The organism is Citrobacter sp. Cpo091 (assembly GCF_030332645.1).
GTDB classification, from domain to species: Bacteria; Pseudomonadota; Gammaproteobacteria; order Enterobacterales; family Enterobacteriaceae; genus Citrobacter; species Citrobacter portucalensis.
The window spans coordinates 191,912-212,291 of the sequence record NZ_JAOWHL010000037.1; the positions used below are offsets into that span (position 1 = coordinate 191,912).

16 protein-coding genes and 1 pseudogene are annotated in these 20,380 nt (G+C 53.7%); 5 read left to right on the plus strand and 12 right to left on the minus strand.

Annotated features, from left to right (window positions below; all coding sequences use genetic code 11):
• The first annotated feature begins 183 nt into the window (after nucleotides 1-183).
• The 4 genes from scpA to scpC are packed head-to-tail and all read left to right on the plus strand — an operon-like array spanning nucleotide 184 to nucleotide 5,603.
• Nucleotides 184-2,328, plus strand: coding sequence for a methylmalonyl-CoA mutase (scpA, locus tag OGY04_RS16095; RefSeq protein ID WP_267448543.1), 2,145 nt, complete (start codon nucleotides 184-186; stop codon nucleotides 2,326-2,328).
• On the plus strand, nucleotides 2,321-3,316 hold the full coding sequence (gene meaB, locus OGY04_RS16100; protein WP_125363294.1) for a methylmalonyl Co-A mutase-associated GTPase MeaB: 996 nt from the start codon (nucleotides 2,321-2,323) through the stop codon (nucleotides 3,314-3,316). Before scpA ends, meaB begins: the two co-directional genes overlap by 8 nt.
• Before the next feature lie 10 nt (nucleotides 3,317-3,326).
• Nucleotides 3,327-4,112, plus strand: coding sequence for a methylmalonyl-CoA decarboxylase (gene scpB / locus OGY04_RS16105; RefSeq protein ID WP_008785757.1), 786 nt, complete (start codon nucleotides 3,327-3,329; stop codon nucleotides 4,110-4,112).
• 24 nt (nucleotides 4,113-4,136) lie between these two features.
• The gene (gene scpC / locus OGY04_RS16110; protein ID WP_048225482.1) at nucleotides 4,137-5,603 is read left to right on the plus strand and encodes a succinyl-CoA:acetate CoA-transferase ScpC; all 1,467 of its coding nucleotides are present in this window, start codon (nucleotides 4,137-4,139) and stop codon (nucleotides 5,601-5,603) included.
• Here the strand turns inward: scpC and srsR are convergent.
• The 8 genes from srsR to tkt form a co-directional block, all read right to left on the minus strand.
• A complete protein-coding gene (gene srsR, locus OGY04_RS16115; protein ID WP_003026999.1) occupies nucleotides 5,600-6,496 on the minus strand; it encodes a LysR family transcriptional regulator SrsR in 897 nt (298 codons plus the stop codon). The genes scpC and srsR overlap by 4 nt on opposite strands.
• Nucleotides 6,497-6,619: 123 nt before the next feature.
• The gene (locus OGY04_RS16120) at nucleotides 6,620-7,366 is read right to left on the minus strand and encodes an oxidative stress defense protein (RefSeq protein ID WP_003825465.1); all 747 of its coding nucleotides are present in this window, start codon (nucleotides 7,364-7,366) and stop codon (nucleotides 6,620-6,622) included.
• Nucleotides 7,367-7,459: 93 nt separating this feature from the next.
• Entirely contained in the window at nucleotides 7,460-8,095 is a 636-nt protein-coding gene (gene argO / locus OGY04_RS16125) for an arginine exporter ArgO (protein WP_003027005.1), read from the minus strand.
• Between the two features lie 192 nt (nucleotides 8,096-8,287).
• On the minus strand, nucleotides 8,288-9,148 hold the full coding sequence (locus OGY04_RS16130; RefSeq protein ID WP_003825461.1) for a small-conductance mechanosensitive channel MscS: 861 nt from the start codon (nucleotides 9,146-9,148) through the stop codon (nucleotides 8,288-8,290).
• Nucleotides 9,149-9,339: 191 nt separating this feature from the next.
• Nucleotides 9,340-10,419, minus strand: a complete 1,080-nt coding sequence (gene fbaA, locus OGY04_RS16135) for a class II fructose-bisphosphate aldolase (protein ID WP_003027029.1) — start codon at nucleotides 10,417-10,419, stop codon at nucleotides 9,340-9,342.
• 88 nt (nucleotides 10,420-10,507) lie between these two features.
• Entirely contained in the window at nucleotides 10,508-11,671 is a 1,164-nt protein-coding gene (gene pgk / locus OGY04_RS16140; protein ID WP_003027032.1) for a phosphoglycerate kinase, read from the minus strand.
• 39 nt (nucleotides 11,672-11,710) lie between these two features.
• A complete protein-coding gene (epd, locus tag OGY04_RS16145) occupies nucleotides 11,711-12,739 on the minus strand; it encodes an erythrose-4-phosphate dehydrogenase (RefSeq protein WP_241176416.1) in 1,029 nt (342 codons plus the stop codon).
• A 492-nt stretch (nucleotides 12,740-13,231) separates the two neighbouring features.
• On the minus strand, nucleotides 13,232-15,223 hold the full coding sequence (gene tkt, locus OGY04_RS16150) for a transketolase (RefSeq protein WP_003825453.1): 1,992 nt from the start codon (nucleotides 15,221-15,223) through the stop codon (nucleotides 13,232-13,234).
• 279 nt (nucleotides 15,224-15,502) lie between these two features.
• Here tkt and loiP point away from each other — a divergent pair, with 279 nt between their 5' ends.
• Nucleotides 15,503-16,261, plus strand: coding sequence for a metalloprotease LoiP (loiP, locus tag OGY04_RS16155; RefSeq protein ID WP_286585634.1), 759 nt, complete (start codon nucleotides 15,503-15,505; stop codon nucleotides 16,259-16,261).
• Nucleotides 16,262-16,360: 99 nt separating this feature from the next.
• Here the strand turns inward: loiP and speB are convergent, their stop codons facing one another.
• From speB to yqgG, 4 genes and pseudogenes are all read right to left on the minus strand, one after another.
• The gene (gene speB / locus OGY04_RS16160; protein WP_111464971.1) at nucleotides 16,361-17,281 is read right to left on the minus strand and encodes an agmatinase; all 921 of its coding nucleotides are present in this window, start codon (nucleotides 17,279-17,281) and stop codon (nucleotides 16,361-16,363) included.
• A gap of 207 nt (nucleotides 17,282-17,488) precedes the next feature.
• Nucleotides 17,489-19,465, minus strand: a complete 1,977-nt coding sequence (gene speA, locus OGY04_RS16165; RefSeq protein ID WP_020996310.1) for a biosynthetic arginine decarboxylase — start codon at nucleotides 19,463-19,465, stop codon at nucleotides 17,489-17,491.
• Nucleotides 19,458-19,604 (minus strand): acid stress response protein YqgB, encoded by a 147-nt coding sequence (gene yqgB, locus OGY04_RS16170; RefSeq protein ID WP_071692618.1) that lies wholly within the window; start codon nucleotides 19,602-19,604, stop codon nucleotides 19,458-19,460. The genes speA and yqgB overlap by 8 nt, the downstream gene beginning before the upstream one ends.
• A 258-nt stretch (nucleotides 19,605-19,862) precedes the next feature.
• Nucleotides 19,863-19,964, minus strand: a pseudogene (yqgG, locus tag OGY04_RS16175) (small protein YqgG); the annotation flags it as partial.
• Between the last annotated feature and the right edge of the window lie 416 nt (nucleotides 19,965-20,380).

Below are 20,380 nucleotides of genomic sequence, written 5' to 3' on the forward strand. Positions count from 1 at the left end.
CGACAAGCCTTTTACCCTCTTTTCATGCTATTCCCGCCACGTCTTTGAAATAAATCACAAAATCAAACACGCCACGCGGCAAAAAACGACGCCCTGTTGGCTATTTTTTGCTGGCGACAAGCCAAATGAAAAAGCTCACCGTATTCGCAAAGATTCAACTTATTGCGTAATACGGAGCAAAAAATGGCAAACGTGCAGGAGTGGCAAACACTCGCCAATAAAGAACTCAGTCGACGGGAAAAAACCGTCGAGTCGCTGGAAAGACAGACGGCGGAAGGGATTGCCATCAAGCCGCTGTACACCGAAGAAGACCTCGATAATCTGGAAGTCACGGGCACCCTTCCCGGCCTGCCGCCTTACGTGCGTGGCCCGCGCGCCACCATGTATACCGCGCAGCCGTGGACCATTCGTCAATACGCTGGTTTCTCTACCGCCAAAGAGTCCAACGCCTTTTACCGCCGCAACCTCGCCGCCGGGCAAAAAGGGCTTTCCGTCGCCTTTGACCTTGCCACCCATCGTGGCTATGACTCTGACAACCCGCGCGTGGCAGGTGACGTCGGTAAAGCAGGCGTGGCGATCGATACCGTCGAAGATATGAAGATACTGTTCGACCAGATCCCGCTGGATAAGATGTCGGTATCGATGACCATGAACGGCGCGGTTCTGCCGGTGCTGGCGTTTTATATCGTCGCTGCAGAAGAACAAGGCGTAACGCCGGAACAACTCACCGGGACCATTCAGAACGATATTCTGAAAGAGTACCTGTGCCGCAACACCTACATTTATCCACCAAAACCGTCCATGCGCATTATCGCCGACATCATCGCCTGGTGCTCCGGCAACATGCCGCGCTTTAACACCATCAGCATCAGCGGCTATCACATGGGTGAAGCCGGAGCAAACTGCGTGCAGCAGGTAGCGTTTACGCTGGCAGACGGTATTGAATACATCAAAGCCGCACTCTCCGCCGGACTGAAAATTGATGACTTCGCCCCGCGCCTGTCGTTCTTCTTCGGTATCGGCATGGATCTGTTTATGAACGTCGCCATGCTGCGCGCGGCGCGCTATTTGTGGAGTGAAGCGGTCAGCAGCTTTGGCGCGACCAACCCGAAATCTCTCGCTCTGCGTACCCACTGCCAGACGTCCGGCTGGAGCCTGACCGAGCAGGACCCGTACAACAACGTGGTACGAACCACTATTGAAGCACTCGGCGCTACGCTTGGCGGCACCCAGTCGCTGCATACCAATGCTTTTGATGAAGCGCTCGGTCTGCCCACCGATTTCTCCGCCCGTATTGCGCGTAATACGCAGATCATCATTCAGGAAGAATCAGAGATCTGCCGCACCGTTGATCCGCTGGCCGGATCGTATTACGTCGAGTCACTCACCGATCAAATCGTGAAGCAGGCGCGCACGATCATCAAACAGATTGATGAGGCAGGCGGCATGGCGAAAGCAATCGAAGCCGGACTCCCTAAACGGATGATCGAAGAAGCTTCCGCGCGTGAACAATCGCTGATCGACCAGGGTAAGCGCGTTATCGTCGGCGTCAATAAGTACAAACTGGATAAAGAAGACGAGACGTCGGTACTGGAGATCGACAACGTGAAGGTGCGCAACGAGCAGATTGCCTCGCTGCAGCATATCCGCACCACCCGCGACAACGATGCCGTCAAGACCGCGCTATCCGCGCTGACCCACGCCGCGCAGCATAATGAAAACCTGCTGGCCGCCGCCGTCAGCGCCGCCCGCGTTCGCGCCACGCTCGGTGAAATCTCCGACGCGCTGGAGGTCGCCTTTGACCGGTATCTGGTTCCCAGCCAGTGCGTCACCGGGGTGATTGCGCAAAGCTATCACCAGTCAGACAAATCCGCCGACGAGTTCGATGCCATCGTTGCGCAAACCGAACAGTTCCTCGCGGAAAATGGACGCCGCCCGCGTATTCTGATCGCCAAGATGGGTCAGGACGGCCACGATCGCGGCGCGAAGGTGATCGCCAGCGCCTATTCCGATCTCGGTTTCGATGTCGATCTCAGCCCGATGTTCTCCACTCCGGAAGAGATCGCCCGTCTGGCGGTAGAAAACGATGTGCATGTAATAGGCGCATCGTCACTGGCGGCGGGCCATAAAACGCTGATTCCTGAGTTGGTTACCGCACTCAAAAAATGGGGGCGTGAAGATATCTGCGTGGTAGCAGGAGGCGTTATTCCGCCACAGGATTACGCCTTCCTGCACGAACATGGCGTGGCAGCCATTTATGGTCCCGGCACGCCAATGCTCGACAGCGTCCGCGATGTGTTAACCCGTATCAGTCAGCATCATGATTAACGCCGCCACGCTTGAAGATACCGTCCGCCGTTTGCGACTCGGTGAACGGGCTACGCTCGCCCAGGCGATGACGCTGGTCGAAAGCAACCACCCGCGCCACCAGCCGCTGAGTACGCAATTGCTGGACGCGATTATGCCGTTCACCGGTAACGCCCTGCGTTTGGGGATCACCGGTACGCCGGGCGCGGGCAAAAGCACTTTTCTGGAAGCATTCGGCATGCTGCTTATCCACCACGGATTACGGGTAGCGGTGATCGCCGTCGATCCCAGCAGCCCGGTCAGTGGCGGCAGCATTCTTGGCGATAAAACCCGCATGACGGAGCTGGCCCGCGCCGAATCTGCGTTTATTCGCCCGGTCCCTTCCTGCGGTCATTTAGGCGGTGCCAGCCAGCGTGCCCGCGAATTAATGCTGCTGTGCGAAGCGGCTGGCTTTGACGTGGTGATTGTAGAAACCGTCGGCGTTGGGCAGTCAGAAACCGAAGTCGCAGGCATGGTGGATTGCTTTATCTCACTGCAAATCGCTGGCGGTGGCGACGATTTACAGGGCATCAAAAAAGGGCTGATGGAAATGGCGGATCTGGTCGTCATCAATAAGGACGACGGTGATAACCATACCAGCGTTGCCATTGCCCGCCATATGTACGAGTCCGCCCTGCATATTCTGCGCCGCAAATATGACGAGTGGCAGCCGCGGGTTCTGACCTGTAGCGCCCTGGAAAAACGCGGTATCGAGGAGGTTTGGCAGGCGATAACCGACTTTAAAACGTGCCTGACCGCCAGCGGTCGACTGGAAAAAGTTCGCCAGCAGCAGGCAGTGGACTGGTTACACCAACAGGCTGAAGAAGAAGCCCTGCATCTGTTGTTTGCCCGCACTGATTTCGACCGCTATTTCCAGCAGACGCTTCAGGCCGTCAAAAACAATGATCTTTCGCCGCGCACCGGTCTGCGGCACATCAGCGAATTTATTCAGCATCATTACTTTCAATAAAGAGAACATTATGTCTTATCAATACGTCAACGTGGTCATCATCCAGAAAGTCGCGGTTATTGAGTTCAATTACGCCCGCAAGCTCAATGCCCTGAGTAAAGTGTTTATTGACGATCTGATGCAGGCGCTGAGCGATCTCAATCGTGCAGACATTCGCTGCATCATTCTGCGCGCTCCAAGCGGGGCCAAAGTGTTTTCTGCCGGGCATGATATTCATGAACTCCCGACCGGACGTCGCGATCCGCTCTCTTATGACGATCCGCTGCGTCAGATAACCCGTATGATCCAAAAATACCCGAAGCCGGTGATCTCCATGGTCGAAGGCAGCGTCTGGGGCGGCGCGTTTGAGATGATCATGAGTTCCGATCTGATCATTGCAGCCAGTACCTCCACTTTCTCGATGACCCCGGTCAACCTCGGTGTGCCGTATAATCTGGTGGGCATCCACAACCTGACCCGCGACGCTGGTTTTCACATCGTGAAAGAGCTGATTTTTACCGCTTCGCCCATCACCGCTCAACGCGCCATGGCGGTCGGGATCCTTAACCATGTCGTGCCCGTCGAGGAACTGGAAGATTTCACTCTGCAAATGGCGCACCACATCTCGGAAAAAGCGCCGCTGGCCATCGCCGTCATCAAAGAAGAACTGCGCGTGCTGGGTGAAGCGCACACCATGAATTCCGATGAGTTCGAGCGTATTCAGGGCATGCGCCGCGCGGTGTACGACAGCGAGGATTATCAGGAAGGGATGAACGCGTTTATGGAAAAACGTAAACCAAATTTTGTTGGCCATTAATCACGTCCGAGGAAGGAGACGGCCATGAAACGGATGAGCGCCGAACAGGCGGCAGAAATTATCCAGCACGATGATATGGTGGCGTTTAGCGGCTTTACCCCTGCGGGTTCACCCAAAGCGTTACCCAGCGCAATTGCCCAACGCGCCTGCGAACGGCATCAGAACGGGCAGCCTTTTCAGATCCGCCTGCTGACCGGAGCATCAATTGGCGCCGCCGCTGATGATGTTCTATCCGCGGCGGATGCCGTTTCCTGGCGTGCGCCTTATCAAACGTCATCGGGCCTGCGCGAGAAAATTAATCAGGGCCAGGTGAGGTTTGTCGATCTCCATTTGAGTGAAGTGGCGCAAATGGTTAATTACGGCTTTTTTGGCGAGATCGATGTTGCAGTCATTGAAGCCTCCGCTATCGCGCCAGATGGCCGGATTTGGCTTTCCAGCGGTATTGGCAATGCACCCACCTGGCTGCTGCGGGCGAAAAAGGTGATAATCGAGCTGAATCATTACCATAATCCGCGCGTGGCGGAGTTTGCCGACATCGTAATACCCGGCGCACCGCCGCGGCGTAACAGCGTACCCATTTTTCATACCATGGATCGCGTGGGTAGCCAGTGCGTGCAGATAGACCCCAAAAAGGTGGTTGCGGTGGTGGATACCGAGCTGCCCGATGCTGGAAATGCGGCGGATAAAACCAATCCGGTCAGCCAGCAAATTGCCGATAACGTAGTCACTTTTTTGCTGGCAGAAATGGCGCACAAACGTATTCCAGCTGAGTTTCTGCCCTTACAAAGCGGCGTGGGCAATATCAACAACGCGGTAATGGCGCGACTGGGCGAGAACCCGGATATCCCGCCCTTTATGATGTATTCGGAGGTGTTGCAAGAGTCGGTGGTGCATCTGCTGGAAACGGGCAAGATAACAGGTGCCAGCGCCTCCAGCCTGACCATTTCAGCCCCGTCGCTACAGAAGATTTACGACAACATGGACTTCTTCGCCAGCCGGATTGTGCTGCGCCCGCAGGAGATCTCCAATAACCCGGAGATCATCCGTCGGCTGGGGGTTATTGCGCTCAACGTCGGTCTGGAGTTTGATATCTACGGCCATGCCAATTCCACGCACGTTGCGGGGGTGAACCTGATGAATGGCATCGGCGGCAGCGGGGATTTCGAGCGCAATGCCTACCTGTCTATCTTTATGGCGCCGTCGATTGCCAAAGGCGGGAAAATCTCCACCATCGTACCGATGTGCAGCCATGTCGACCACAGCGAACATAGCGTTAAAGTGATCGTGACCGAACAAGGGATTGCCGATCTGCGTGGGCTATCTCCGATGCAGCGGGCGCACACGATTATCGATAACTGTGCGCACCCTCTTTACCGGGATTATCTGCACCGCTATCTGGAGAAAGCACCCGGCGGACATATCCATCACGATCTCAGCCATGCATTCGATCTGCATCGTAATCTTCTCGAAACAGGATCGATGCTCGGTTAACTTGCGCTACCGTCACGATCTTCAGCAATATGCTGAAGCATCGTGGCGGTATAGCGATGATTTTTCAGCGAATAGAGAAACTCCTGCATATACATGGGGCTGCCGGGCGCATCGAAATACTTTAGCGTCGACGGGTTCACCAGCCGCCAGGCGAAGTGAGGGATCACCGTCAAAAACTGCCCGCGCTCTACCGCGCTGATCTTGGCCATAAAGCTGTACGGACGGTAGATAATCGTCGGGTTGATCCCGCAGGGCCGCATGTATGCATCCAGCATCGCCTCAAAGTTGGCGCGATTCTGGAAGCGCATTTGCAGCCAGGGCAGCTCGCGCAGCAGATCCTGCGGCTGTTTTTCTTCGTAGCGCCGGGAAACGAGAAACCCCAGACGCAGCGGAGGCAACTCGCTAATCGCCAGATTCTCCAGTTCCTGGACGCGGGGGGAAACGTGCTGCGGCGAGATAATAAAATCCAGTTTGCGATCGAACAGGTTATCAATCACCCCATTCTCGCTGAATTCAACGGCCTGAGCCGTCACGCCGTCATACTTGTCACCAAGGCTAATCAACTGGTCAAAAATAATCGTTGGGTAGGTATTGTCGATACCGATGACGATTTCCCGCGAGCGGCGAGAGGCGTTATGGATTTCGTTATCAATGGCAGAAAGGCGCTGATAAACGGGAAACAGCTTCTGATACAGCTCCTGTCCGGCTTTATTCAGGCTGATGTTGTTATCTTTGCGGGTAAACAGCGTATAGCCGATTTGATCTTCCAGTGCGGCAATGCTTTTACCGAAAGGCGATGCGGTCATATGTATTTTTTCTGCCGCTCTGGCGATGTTATTGGTTTGCGCCAGCAGAATGAAATTACGCATCTTTTTCGAGATAAAAATATCCATAGCGTCCCCTTAAAAATCGCTATGGCCTATCCTCATTACGGCGAAAAAAAAGACTGGATGTAGGGTCTCATTTTTACAGTTGCTCACAGAAAAAACCCGGCTGGAAAGCCGGGTCTGCAATGATTACTGGGTTTTGGCTGGCGTTGCTGCTGGTTGCCCCGCCGTCGGCTCAATCTGGAAGACCACATCAACCTGATCGTCAAACTGAATAACCGGCTGTTCGTAGGTTTCCTGAGCGGATGTCGCAGGTGCTGCATCTGCTTTCATCATCCGTACCATCGGGCTCGGTTGATAATTGGACACGTGGTAACGCACGCTGTAAACGGGCCCCAGTTTGCTGTTAAAGCCCGCAGCTAACTGCTCAGCCTGATGAATAGCATCATCAATTGCTGCTTTACGCGCTTTATCTTTGTAAGTATCCGGCTGGGCAACGCCAAGCGATACCGAACGGATCTCATTCAGACCGGCCTTCAGTGCACCATCGAGCAGCGCGTTGAGTTTGTCCAACTGACGCAGCGTGACCTCAACGGTACGTACCGCACGATAGCCTTTAAGTACGCTTTTACCATTCTGGTAATCGTAGTCCGGCTGGGTGCGCAGGTTTGCCGCGCTAATATCTTTCTTCGCTATCTGGTTCTGTTCAAGGAAGGACAGATATTGCGCCACGCGCTCATCAGCCTGCTTCTTCGCTGAAGCCGCATCCTTTGCAGCTACGTTCACTTCAATCGCCAGAGTAGCGATGTCTGGTGTCGCATCCACGCTTGCCGTTCCGGAAGTCACGATGTGCGGTCCATTTGGCAACTCATTTGCCTGTACCGATAGTGCGCTGAATCCGACTAATGCCGCCAGGGCCATTATTTTGAACTTCACGGTCGTTCCTCCATGTTTCATTAATTACCCCGAAACTCAGGGCACATGCAGGCAAGCTTAGCCGATCTCGCTGCGTTGTCCATCAGACAACACTTAGTTGAACAACGCATGAACGTGCGCAACACCTTCTTTTGCCAACTGAAAAGCGATAAACCACATCACCAATCCTACCAGGGTATTGATGATCCGCTGTGCTTTAGCAGTGCGCAAACGCGGAGCGAGCCAGGCCGCCAGCAATGCCAGGCCGAAGAACCACAGGAACGAAGCGCTGACAGTACCCAGCGCAAACCAGCGCTTAGGCTCAACGTCCAGTTGGCCTCCCAGACTCCCAAGCACCACAAAGGTATCCAGGTAAACATGGGGATTGAGCCATGTCACCGCCAGCATAGTAGCGATAATTTTCCAGCGGCCCTGCTTCATCACCTCGGCGCTGGCCAGTTCCAGGTTACTGCTCATCGCCGTTTTTAACGCCCCGAAACCGTACCAGAGTAAAAATGCCACCCCACCCCAGGTGACAAGCGCCATCAGCCATGGTGACTGCATCAGCAAGGCGCTACCGCCAAAGATCCCCGCGCAAATCAGCACTAAGTCGCTGATAGCGCAGAGTAAAGCAATCATGATGTGATACTGGCGACGGATCCCCTGATTCATCACGAAGGCGTTTTGCGGACCGAGCGGAAGTATCATAGCCGCACCAAGTGCAAGCCCTTGAAAATAATACGATAACACGTTAATCATCCCGAACTGTTTCTCTTAGGAGCAGACTATAGCGCGGGGAAAACATTAGCGGAAATGGATAATTTTAATCAGGGATAAGAAGAATTAATACCAAGGGTGGGGAAATGCCGGATGACGGCTGACGTCTTATCCGGCCTACAAAACCTGTGGGCCCGGTAAGCGATAGCGCCGCCGGGCACGCGATTACTCTGCCGCGCTCTCTTTCACACGCTTGAAGTTCACATCCATCTGCGGGTACGGGAAGCTGATACCGTTGGCGTCAAACTCGCGTTTAATACGCTCCAGTACGTCCCAGTAGACGCTTTGCAGATCGCTACTGTTGCTCCAGACGCGTACCACAAAATTAATCGAGGAAGCGCCCAGCTCATTCAGGCGCACCGTCATTTCACGATCTTTAAGGATACGCTCGTCAGACTGAATGATATCGGTGAGGATTTTTTTCACCTGATCGATATCGGAGTCGTAAGCCACGCCGATGATAAATTCGTTACGACGAACCGGCTCACGAGAGAAGTTAATGATGTTCCCGGCAATGATTTTACCGTTTGGGATCACAACAATCTTACCGTCTACGGTACGCATAGTCGTGGAGAAAATCTGCACGTTGAGTACGGTTCCCGCTACGCCGCCGAGGTCTACATACTCACCTGCGCGGAACGGACGGAACATCACCAGCAACACGCCAGCGGCGAGGTTGGACAGCGAACCTTGCAGCGCCAGACCAACGGCTAAACCTGCGGCACCGAGAACGGCAATCACAGAAGCGGTTTGTACCCCAACGCGACCCAAAGCGGCAATCAGCGTGAACGCGATAATACCGTAGCGCACCAGTGCGGAGAGGAAGTCAGCAACGGTTGCATCAATTTTACGTGCCACCATCAGGCGGTTAACGGTGTTTGATACGATTCGCGCCACAATCATACCGATAATGACAATGGCGATGGCCGCAACGATGTTGACGGCATAGCTTAACAGCAGCTCCTGATTGCGGACCAGCCAGGTGCCCGCACCATTTATGCTGTCGACAACATTCAAATCTTCCATTCAATATTCCTTTTTTGCTTACCCAAATGGGAAAAATAAAGCCGTCCCAACGGGACTGGCAATCTGACAAGGGTAAACAATAAACCTGGATTTTGCCAAACAGATCACAGAATTCTCTGCCAGCAGCATATTGAAATGGCAATAAAAAAGGCCCGCATTTGCGGGCCTCATGTCACGTAGAACGGCGTAAATTACAGAACGTCAACCGCGTTCAGTTCTTTGAAAGCCTGTTCCAGACGGGTGATCATGGTTGCCTGACCAGCACGCAGCCATACGCGCGGATCGTAGTATTTCTTGTTCGGCTGATCTTCGCCTTTCGGGTTGCCCAGCTGGCCCTGCAGGTAAGCTTCGTTCGCTTTGTAGTAGTTCAGAACACCTTCCCAGGTAGCCCATTGGGTATCGGTGTCGATGTTCATTTTCACTACGCCATAGCTTACGGAGTCTTTGATTTCCTGAGCAGTAGAACCGGAACCGCCGTGGAAGACGAAGTTCAGGCTGTTGTGCGGCAGGTTATGTTTCTTAGAAACATAGTCCTGAGAGTCGCGCAGGATGGTCGGGGTCAGAACAACGTTACCCGGCTTGTAAACGCCGTGTACGTTACCGAAGGAAGCTGCGATGGTGAAACGCGGGCTGATTTTGCTCAGCTCGGTGTATGCGTAATCAACGTCTTCCGGCTGGGTGTACAGTGCAGAAGCGTCCATGTGGCTGTTGTCCACGCCGTCTTCTTCGCCACCGGTGCAACCCAGTTCGATTTCCAGGGTCATGCCCATTTTGGACATGCGCGCCAGGTATTTGGAGCAGATTTCGATGTTCTCTTCCAGAGACTCTTCAGACAGGTCGATCATGTGAGAAGAGAACAGCGGTTTGCCGGTTGCTGCGAAGTGTTTTTCACCCGCGTCCAGCAGACCGTCGATCCACGGCAGCAGTTTCTTCGCGCAGTGGTCAGTGTGCAGGATAACCGGAACACCGTAGTGTTCAGCCATCTGGTGAACGTGATGCGCGCCAGAGATAGCACCCAGGATTGCAGCGCCCTGAGGAACGTCAGACTTCACGCCTTTACCCGCGATGAAAGAAGCACCACCGTTGGAGAACTGTACGATTACCGGCGCTTTAACTTTTGCAGCGGTTTCCAGAACGGCGTTGATGGAGTCGGTACCAACGCAGTTAACAGCTGGCAGGGCAAAGTTGTTTTCTTTTGCTACCTGGAAAACTTTCTGTACGTCATCACCAGTGATTACGCCTGGTTTTACGAAATCAAAAATTTTAGACATATTACGAATCCTGTATCTTCGGCCTTGGAAAGGGCGCGCGCTCTAAAGCGCGCTAATAATTGGGCAGGTTTCCCTGCCCATTAAATGCTTACTTTTTAGCGCGCTCTTCGAGCATCGCTACTGCTGGCAATACTTTACCTTCCACGAATTCGAGGAAAGCGCCGCCGCCAGTGGAGATGTAGGAGATTTTGTCAGCAATGCCGAACAGGTCGATTGCTGCCAGGGTGTCACCGCCGCCTGCGATAGAGAACGCTTCGCTGTCTGCGATAGCGTTAGCAACGATTTCAGTACCTTTGCGGAAGTTCGGGAATTCGAACACGCCAACCGGGCCATTCCACAGAATGGTTTTCGCATTTTTCAGGATGTCAGCCAGCTGCTGTGCAGAAGCGTCGCCGATGTCCAGGATCTGCTCGTCTTCTTTCACATCGCTTACGGACTTCAGAGTAGCCGGTGCAGTTTCAGAGAATTCAGTCGCTACGCGAACGTCAGTCGGGACCGGGATGTCGCAAGTGGTCAGCAGACGCTTAGCTTCGTCAACCAGGTCAGCTTCGTACAGGGATTTACCCACGTTGTGGCCTTGAGCGGCAACGAATGTGTTCGCGATACCACCGCCAACGATCAGCTGGTCAGCGATTTTTGACAGAGAATCCAGAACGGTCAGTTTGGTGGAAACTTTAGAACCGCCAACGATAGCGACCATCGGACGAGCAGGTTCTTTCAGTGCTTTACCCAGCGCATCCAGCTCAGCAGCCAGCAGCGGGCCTGCGCAAGCTACATCAGCGAATTTACCGATACCGTGAGTAGAAGCCTGTGCACGGTGAGCTGTACCGAAAGCGTCCATTACGAATACGTCGCACAGCGCAGCATATTTTTTGGACAGTGCTTCGTCGTCTTTCTTCTCGCCTTTGTTGAAGCGAACGTTTTCCAGAACCACCAGTTCACCGGCAGCGACTTCAACGCCGTCCAGGTAATCTTTTACCAGGCGAACCGGAGCAGACAGTTTGTCTTTCAGGTAGTTAACAACCGGCAGCAGAGAGAATTCTTCGTTGTACTCGCCTTCGGTAGGACGACCCAGGTGGGAAGTTACCATCACTTTCGCACCCTGTTTCAGGGCCAGTTCGATGGTCGGCAGAGAAGCACGGATACGCGCATCGCTGGTTACTTTCCCTTCTTTAACTGGTACGTTCAGGTCCGCACGGATAAAAACGCGTTTACCAGCCAGATCCAGATCGGTCATCTTAATTACAGACATGGTGAATCCTCTCGTTGATTCATAAAGTTTTGTCGACGCTCAAGCGTCGAGCCTGAAACCAATAGCAGCCATCGCTAACGTAGTGTCGAGCATACGGTTAGCAAAGCCCCATTCATTATCACACCAGACCAGCGTTTTGATCAGGTGAGCGCCACTCACACGCGTTTGCGTACCATCAACGATGGCGCTGTGCGGGTCGTGGTTAAAATCTACAGAGACCAACGGTAATTCCGTATAGTCAACTATACCATGAAATGCACCTTGTGCTGCTTTTTGCAGCAACTGGTTGACTTCACTGGCTTTTACTGGTTTTTTCACCGTCACGCTTAAGTCGATCGCCGTCACATTTATGGTCGGTACACGCACCGCTATCGCTTCAAAACGATCGTTAAACTGCGGGAAAATTCGCGTGATGCCCGCCGCCAGTTTGGTATCAACCGGAATAATCGACTGGCTGGCCGCTCGCGTGCGACGTAGGTCAGGATGATAAGCATCAATAACCTGCTGATCGTGCATCGCGGAGTGGATCGTGGTGACGGTACCAGACTCAATGCCGTAAGCATCATCCAGCAATTTAATGACGGGTATTATGCAATTCGTGGTGCAGGAAGCGTTGGAAACGATCCGGTGCTCAGCGCGCAGCTGATCCTGATTAACGCCATACACAACGGTTGCGTCGATGTCGTGACTACCAGGATGTGAAAAGAGCACTTTTTTTGCACCAGCGGCAATATGCGCCTCGCCGTGTTCGCGATTGCCGAAGACCCCCGTACAATCCAGCACGATGTCGACACCCAGTTCGCGCCATGGAAGTGCATCGAGTGTTCGCTCATGCAGAATGCGGATAGCGTCATCGCCAACGATGAGCTGGTCACGTTCCTGACGAACATCCCAGGCAAAACGTCCATGGCTGGTGTCATATTTCAACAAATGCGCCATGCCTGTAGCATCCGCAAGTTCGTTGATTGCCACCACGGTGATTTCCGCCCGACGCCCGGATTCATACAAAGCACGAACCACGTTGCGTCCGATGCGACCGAAACCATTAATCGCTACGCGTACGGTCATAGGTCTCCTGCAAGGATTTCTCAGAAACGATGTGGCAGACAGAGTAATGCAGCAAATCGCTCAGGGAAACCTTACCTGTCGCAAACTGCGACTAATTGGTTAATTGTCGAACATTTAATCGACTGAAACGCTTCAGCTAGAATAAGCGAAACGAGGAATAAAAGGAATGATTGTCCAGCAACAGAACACAGTTATCTGACTTGCGTCACATTTTAACGCCCTTCAACGCTAAATTTATTCCATATTCCAGAATGACGAATAACCGTAGCAAAATTATTTCGTTGTCGTGTTGCACACCCTGATTTAAATCAGAAAGCCCCCTAACCTGCATCTAATCACCAGCGCGAGGTCCGAGTCCCGGAGCCCTTCAACGATGCCGCAGACGGTCTGGATAGCAGACTGCGCCGTGCGATTGCGCAACGCGCGGCGCGTTCCGGAAAAGCAAAAAAAAAACGGGCCGCCTGAGCGACCCGTTTTCACCTGTAATCGAAATTACAGCAGTTCTTTAGCTTTCGCGACAACGTTGTCTACGGTGAAGCCGAACTCTTCAAACAGCAGCTCTGCCGGAGCAGACTCACCAAAGGTGGTCATACCGACGATTGCGCCGTTCAGGCCCACGTATTTGAACCAGTAGTCCGCGATACCTGCTTCCACTGCAACGCGAGCGGAAACCGCTTTCGGCAGCACAGACTCACGGTAAGCGGCATCCTGTTTGTCGAACGCGTCGGTAGACGGCATGGAAACCACGCGAGCCTTCACGCCTTCGGCAGTCAGTTTGTCCCACGCAGCCACAGCCAGCTCAACTTCAGAACCGGTAGCGATGAAGATCAGTTCCGGCTGACCGTCGCAGTCTTTCAGCACGTAACCACCGCGAGCGATGTTTGCCAGTTGCTCTTCGGTACGCTCCTGCTGTGCCAGGTTCTGGCGGGAGAGGATCAGCGCGGTCGGGCCGTCCTGACGCTCAACACCATATTTCCACGCAACGGCGGATTCAACCTGGTCACACGGACGCCATGTGCTCATGTTCGGGGTCACACGCAGAGAAGCAACCTGCTCTACCGGCTGGTGAGTCGGGCCGTCTTCGCCCAGACCGATGGAGTCGTGGGTGTAGACCATGACCTGACGCTGTTTCATCAGCGCAGCCATACGCACCGCGTTACGGGCATATTCCACAAACATCAGGAAGGTGGAGGTGTACGGCAGGAAACCACCGTGCAGGGAGATACCGTTCGCGATAGCGGTCATACCGAATTCACGCACACCGTAATGGATGTAGTTACCGGCAGTATCTTCGTTAATCGCTTTCGAACCAGACCACAGCGTCAGGTTAGACGGTGCCAGGTCAGCGGAGCCGCCAAGGAATTCAGGCAGCAGAGGACCGAAGGCTTCAATCGCGTTCTGAGAAGCTTTACGGCTGGCGATTTTCGCCGGATTAGCCTGCAGCTTAGCAATGAACTCGTTCGCTTTGGCGTCGAAGTCAGACGGCATTTCACCTTTCATACGACGGGTGAATTCAGCCGCTTCCTGCGGGTAGGCTTTCGCATAAGCAGCGAACTTCTCGTTCCATGCAGCTTCTTTTGCCTGACCGGCTTCTTTCGCATCCCACTGCGCGTAGATTTCAGACGGGATTTCGAACGGCGCGTATTTCCAGCCCAGCTGTTCACGGGTCAGTGCGATTTCTGCATCGCCCAGCGGTGCACCGTGAGAGTCGTGAGTACCCGCTTTGTTCGGAGAACCGAAACCGATGATGGTTTTGCACATCAGCAGGGACGGTTTGTCGGTTACTGCGCGTGCTTCTTCAACTGCGCGCTTAATCGCATCAGCATCGTGGCCATCAACACCACGAACCACATGCCAGCCGTAAGCTTCAAAACGCTTCGCGGTGTCATCGGTGAACCAACCTTCAACGTGGCCATCGATAGAGATGCCGTTGTCATCGTAGAACGCAACCAGTTTGCCCAGCTTCAGCGTACCAGCCAGGGAACATACCTCGTGAGAGATACCTTCCATCATGCAGCCGTCACCCATGAAAGCATAGGTGAAGTGGTCAACGATGTCGTGACCTGGACGGTTAAACTGCGCCGCCAGCGTTTTTTCAGCGATAGCCATACCCACTGCATTCGCAATGCCCTGACCCAGAGGACCTGTAGTGGTTTCAACACCCGCGGTGTAACCCACTTCCGGGTGACCCGGAGTTTTGGAGTGCAGCTGACGGAAGTTCTGCAGCTCGGACATCGGCAGATCGTAGCCGGTGAGGTGCAGCAGGCTATAAATCAGCATGGAGCCGTGGCCGTTGGACAGCACAAAGCGGTCACGGTCAGCCCAGGACGGGTTAGTCGGGTTGTGGTTCAGGAAATCACGCCACAGGACTTCGGCAATGTCAGCCATACCCATCGGGGCACCCGGGTGACCGGATTTGGCTTTCTGTACTGCGTCCATGCTCAGCGCACGAATAGCATTGGCAAGCTCTTTACGTGAGGACATTTTGACTCCAGATCGGATAATGAAGGCTGAGCCCTTAACGACTTGACGACAGCGCGTTTTGGGCTACGCCGGAAAAAAGTGCCAACAATGTAACCCAAGCCGCGTGTCATGTACATGGAGCATCCTTTTGCCGCTTCAGAAATCTCTGGATCATGCGCGCAAGTTGCGCAATCTTCTCGCCCGCGTATTGTTCTTTTCTTTATACTTAGGCCGAGCGTCGGTTCACCTGCAAACGACGTAATTTTTAGAATAATCCTGACTTTGTGCGGAAGAGAAAAAATGAAAATTCGCGCTTTACTGCTTGCTACGAGCATGGCTGCGGCATTGACCGGCTGCCAGAACATGGACTCCAACGGACTGCTTTCTTCTGGCGCGGAGGCTTTTCAGGCCTACAGTCTGAGCGATGCTCAGGTAAAAGCGCTGAGCGATCAGGCCTGTAAAGATATGGACAGCAAGGCTACTATCGCCCCGGCCAGCAGCGAGTACGCAACGCGTCTTGGCAAAATATCCGCCGCGCTTGGCGATCACATTAACGGCCAGCCGGTGAACTACAAAGTCTATATGGCGAAAGATGTGAATGCCTTTGCCATGGCAAACGGCTGTATCCGCGTATACAGCGGCCTGATGGATATGATGACCGACAACGAAGTCGAAGCGGTGATCGGCCATGAAATGGGCCACGTCGCGCTGGGTCACGTGAAAAAAGGTATGCAGGTTGCGCTGGGTACCAACGCCGTACGTGCAGCGGCGGCATCCGCTGGCGGCATTGTCGGCAGCCTGTCGCAGTCGCAACTGGGCGATCTTGGCGAGAAACTGGTGAACTCGCAGTTCTCCCAGCGTCAGGAATCCGAGGCGGATGATTACTCGTATGATTTGTTGCGCAAACGCGGGATCAATCCGGCAGGTTTAGCCACCAGCTTTGAGAAACTGGCCAAACTGGAAGCTGGACGTCAAAGCTCAATGTTTGACGATCACCCGGCATCCGCAGAACGTGCGCAACATATTCGCGATCGCATGAGCGCAGACGGGATCAAATAACCGTTAATCGTGCCGGATGCGGCGTGAACGCCTTATCCGGCCTACAAACATCAACCAGCTGTAGGCCGGATAAGCGTTAGCGCCATCCGGCAAAACAACTTACTCGCCTTTTTTCGCTGCCTGGATGTACAGCATTTCCAGAGCCAGCGTAGCCGCCGCCAGCGCGGTGATCTCTGACTGATCGTAGGCCGGAGCCACTTCAACGACGTCCATCCCGACGATGTTCAGATCTTTCATACCACGTACCAGCTTGATCGCGCGATCGGAAGTCAGACCGCCAATCACTGGCGTACCGGTACCCGGCGCAAACGCAGGATCCAGGCAGTCGATATCAAAGGTCAGATACACCGGCATATCACCGACAATCTGCTTAACCTGGGCGATGATGTCATCCACGCTGCGATCGTTCACCTGGCAGGCATCCAGCACGGTAAAGCCGTTGTCTTTGTCGAATTCGGTACGAATACCAATCTGCACAGAGTGATTCGGATCGATCAGACCTTCGTTCGGCGCAGTGTAGAACATGGTGCCGTGGTCGAATTCGCAGCCGTTCGCGTAGGTATCGGTGTGGGCATCAAAATGCACCAGCGCCATTTTACCAAAATGCTTAGCGTGTGCGCGCAACAGCGGCAGCGTGACGAAGTGGTCGCCGCCGAAAGAGAGCATGCGCTTACCGGCAGAAAGCAGCTTCTCAGCATGAGCCTGCAGTTTTTCACTCATTTCACGCGCATCACCGAAGGCATAAACCAGATCGCCGCAGTCCACCACGTTCAGGCGCTCGCGCATATCGAAGTTCCACGGGAAGCGGTTATGCTCCCACGCCAGGTTAGTGGAAACCTGACGGATCGCCGCCGGACCATGACGCCCGCCCGCACGACCAGACGTTGCCATATCAAACGGTACGCCGGTGATCACCCAATCGGCGTCGCTGTCGTATGGCATGAAGTTCATCGGCAGACGTAAAAAACCAAAGGCGTTAGAAACCAGGGAGTTGTCGTATTGATGACCTAAGGTGCTCATGTACTGACCTCTTTAAAAATCGATGAAAAAAAATCCCCTCCGCGTCGTTAAGCCCGACGAGGAAGGGATTGATTTGGTAACTGCATATTTACGGCAAATTATCGCCGTTATTTTGTACGGATTCAAGTAAGTGCCACAAATGCGGCTTCGCTTTATCCGGCCTACTTTCGTAGGCCCGGTAAGCGTAGCGCCAGCAGGCATTTATCGTTACTCATCTTCCAGATAAGTATAACCGTACAGACCGGCCTCAAACTCTTCGAGGAACTGTTGCTGCAGCTCGGTATCCAGATCGGTGTTTTTCACCTGGTCACGGAACTGCGTCAGCAGGGTGTTCGGATCCAACTGCACGTACTGCAACATATCCGCCACGGTATCCCCTTCGTCGGACAGCTCAACTTCTACGCTGCCGTCAGGGAAGACGAACACGTCAACCGCTTCGGTATCACCAAACAGGTTGTGCATGTTGCCGAGGATCTCCTGGTACGCCCCCACCATAAAGAAGCCCAGCATCGGCGGGTTCTCCGGGTCATATTCCGGCATCGGCATCGTGGTCGCGATGCCATCACCGTCAACGTAGTGGTCGATAGCGCCATCAGAGTCACAGGTGATATCCAACAGCACCGCGCGGCGCTCAGGTACCTGATTCAGTCCTTCCAGCGGCATTACCGGGAACAGCTGATCGATTCCCCACGCATCCGGCATCGACTGGAACAGCGAGAAGTTGACGTAAATCTTATCCGCCATACGCTCCTGCAGCTCGTCGATAATCGGGCGATGCGCGCGGTTGCTCGGGTCGAGTTGTTTCTGCACTTCATGGCACATGTTCAGATAAAGCTGCTCAGCCCACGCGCGTTCTTGCAGGCTAAAAGTACCTGAAGAGTAACCAACGTGAATATCGTGCAGATCCATCTGGCTGTCGTGCAGCCATTCACGCAGCGAACGGCGCGTGCCCGGCTCGTGCATCTCTTGCCAGGTTTCCCACATGCTTTGCAGGGAGCGCGGCGCGTTGTCTGCCGGAGGCGTCGCTTCGGTAATTTCGCTACGCTCAACGCCGATAATGTTAGATACCAGCACGGTATGGTGCGCGGTAACCGCGCGGCCAGACTCGGTGATTACCGTCGGATGCGGCAGACCGTGTTCTTCACAGGCGTCGCCAATAGCCCAGATGATGTTGTTGGCGTATTCGTTCAGGCCGTAGTTTACGGAACAGTCAGACTGCGAACGGGTACCTTCGTAATCCACGCCCAGACCACCGCCCACGTCGAAGCACTGGATATTGACGCCAAGCTTGTGCAGCTCAACGTAGAAACGCGCCGATTCACGTACGCCGGTGGCGATATCACGAATGTTCGCCATCTGCGAGCCAAGGTGGAAGTGCAGCAACTGAATGCTGTCCAGACGACCGCGCTCGCGCAGAATTTCGACCAGCTGCAGCACCTGGTTTGCCGCCAGGCCGAATTTTGATTTTTCCCCGCCGGAGGACTGCCACTTGCCAGAGCCCTGCGACGCCAGACGCGCACGCACGCCCAGACGCGGAACGACATTCAGGCGTTCAGCTTCATCCAGCACGATTGCAATTTCAGACATCTTCTCGATGACCAGATAGACCTTATGGCCCATCTTCTCGCCAATCAGCGCCAGACGGATATATTCGCGGTCTTTATAACCGTTACACACGATCACGCTACGGGTCATTCCGGCATGAGCCAGAACGGCCATCAGTTCAGCTTTGGAACCCGCTTCCAGTCCCAGCGGTTCGCCGGAGTGGATCAGCGATTCAATCACGCGGCGGTGCTGGTTGACCTTGATCGGGTAAACGAGGAAATAGTCACCGTTGTAACCGTAAGATTCACGGGCACGTTTAAACGCGGCGTTAATCGAACGCAGACGGTGTTGCAGGATCTGCGGGAAGCAGAACAATGCAGGCAAACGCTGGCCCTGCGCTTCACGGGCTTTCACCAACTCAGCAAGGTCAACGCGCGCTTCGGGTACGTCCGGATCCGGGCACACGCTGATGTGACCCAGTTCATTGACGTCGTAGTAGTTATTACCCCACCAGGCAATATTGTAAGTACGCAGCATCTTGCTGGCTTCCTGGGAACTCATTGCAACCTCCTGCATGGAGCGTAGTACACCGTGTTCGCCTGCTGACGAAGGCGAACCCAAAGAAATGTCGTCAGACATAGCGAACCTCAATTTTATTAACAAGTGTAAAACAGTTGACTACTATCGCAATCCGAAGACGCGATAACAACCCAAATACAGGCAGAATTTGCAGCAGATAGTGCTGACGCTCCGACTGTGCGACCGGTTTCTTTTTCATATCAATGTAAACACGTAACCGAACTTAATGCTGACGGTTCGGCGAAACCACGAGAAAACTCTTGTTTACCAAGAGCGCCCTTGTTCAGTTCTTAGTGACCGTTACCGGCTCTTGAGTCCTGAGATACGCCGAGATGGGTATACACTTCATCCTTCATGCAGCCTCTTTGTTGGCTACGCTCATTCGCCCCAGTCACGTACTACTCGTACGTTCAGGGGACTCATTCACTTGCCGCCTCGACGCAGCATAAATGATTTTGTGTATATAACATCGACAGGTATGCAAAGCAGAGATGCAGATTGCGGGGGACATATGTACACCAGAACGGTGCGACAGATTCTGCAGAATACAACGGTTCATTATCTCGTATCACCTCCACGGTTGCTCCTTACGGAACGAACCCACAAGCCAAAGCTAAAGTTTTAACCCGGCTGGAAGTGGCAACACGATGAAAACGTCGTGTGCTTTTGTATGAGCCGCGCGCCGCGTTTTATACCGATAAGAAAGTCAAAAAGCAAAAGATAAATATGCACATTGCCAGCACCGTCAGGAAAAATTTCCAGTTACATTTTCAGTACAATGCGACCTCAATCAAAAAAAGCTGGAAATCAGGCGAAGAACTGTCCTAAAATAGCCGTCCAGATGTTAATCCATCTATACCGATTAACACTCAGACTGCCAGTGTCCGTCATCTGCAGACTCATGGTAGAATCTTCTACACATGGCTATTCCACTCGACAGTTTGAGCTAACCAAATTCTCCTTAGGTGAAATTAA

What these genes read in the sequence shown, in the direction of transcription:
- meaB (WP_125363294.1), top strand. Translation starts at nt 2,321, where the DNA reads ATGATTAACGCCGCCACGCTTGAAGATACCGTCCGCCGTTTGCGACTC.
- epd (WP_241176416.1), bottom strand. Translation starts at nt 12,739, where the DNA reads ATGACCGTACGCGTAGCGATTAATGGTTTCGGTCGCATCGGACGCAAC.
- loiP (WP_286585634.1), top strand. Translation starts at nt 15,503, where the DNA reads ATGAAAATTCGCGCTTTACTGCTTGCTACGAGCATGGCTGCGGCATTG.
- speA (WP_020996310.1), bottom strand. Translation starts at nt 19,465, where the DNA reads ATGTCTGACGACATTTCTTTGGGTTCGCCTTCGTCAGCAGGCGAACAC.
- tkt (WP_003825453.1), bottom strand. Translation starts at nt 15,223, where the DNA reads ATGTCCTCACGTAAAGAGCTTGCCAATGCTATTCGTGCGCTGAGCATG.
- fbaA (WP_003027029.1), bottom strand. Translation starts at nt 10,419, where the DNA reads ATGTCTAAAATTTTTGATTTCGTAAAACCAGGCGTAATCACTGGTGAT.
- yqgB (WP_071692618.1), bottom strand. Translation starts at nt 19,604, where the DNA reads ATGAAAAAGAAACCGGTCGCACAGTCGGAGCGTCAGCACTATCTGCTG.
- OGY04_RS16130 (WP_003825461.1), bottom strand. Translation starts at nt 9,148, where the DNA reads ATGGAAGATTTGAATGTTGTCGACAGCATAAATGGTGCGGGCACCTGG.
- scpA (WP_267448543.1), top strand. Translation starts at nt 184, where the DNA reads ATGGCAAACGTGCAGGAGTGGCAAACACTCGCCAATAAAGAACTCAGT.
- pgk (WP_003027032.1), bottom strand. Translation starts at nt 11,671, where the DNA reads ATGTCTGTAATTAAGATGACCGATCTGGATCTGGCTGGTAAACGCGTT.
- srsR (WP_003026999.1), bottom strand. Translation starts at nt 6,496, where the DNA reads ATGGATATTTTTATCTCGAAAAAGATGCGTAATTTCATTCTGCTGGCG.
- scpB (WP_008785757.1), top strand. Translation starts at nt 3,327, where the DNA reads ATGTCTTATCAATACGTCAACGTGGTCATCATCCAGAAAGTCGCGGTT.
- scpC (WP_048225482.1), top strand. Translation starts at nt 4,137, where the DNA reads ATGAAACGGATGAGCGCCGAACAGGCGGCAGAAATTATCCAGCACGAT.
- speB (WP_111464971.1), bottom strand. Translation starts at nt 17,281, where the DNA reads ATGAGCACCTTAGGTCATCAATACGACAACTCCCTGGTTTCTAACGCC.